Source organism: Streptomyces sp. URMC 126 (genome assembly GCF_051386555.1).
Classification (GTDB): domain Bacteria; phylum Actinomycetota; class Actinomycetes; order Streptomycetales; family Streptomycetaceae; genus Streptomyces.
The window spans coordinates 1-252 of record NZ_JBPQTX010001115.1; the positions used below are offsets into that span (position 1 = coordinate 1).

Here is a 252-nt window from a genome sequence, read left to right on the forward strand (position 1 = left end):
GGGGTGCAGTGAACGAAGGACTGCGCCGACTGCGCAATTACATCGCCGGGGAGTTCCGGGACGCGGCCGACGGCCGGACGACCGAGGTGGTCGATCCCGCCACCGGTGGGGTCTATGCCACCGCTCCGCTGTCCCGTGAGGCGGACGTCGATGCGGCGATGGAGGCCGCACGGGCGGCGTTTCCGGGGTGGCGGGACAGCACCCCCGCCGCACGGCAGCTCGCCCTGCTGAAGATCGCCGACGCTCTCGAGG

Annotated in this window: 1 protein-coding gene; it reads left to right on the forward strand. The window is 72.2% G+C overall.

The genetic code is table 11. The features are described 5' to 3' along the window. Positions 1-8: 8 nt before the first annotated feature. On the forward strand, positions 9-252 hold a 244-nt coding region (locus ACSNOK_RS35305), incomplete at its 3' end, for an aldehyde dehydrogenase family protein (RefSeq protein WP_436784770.1).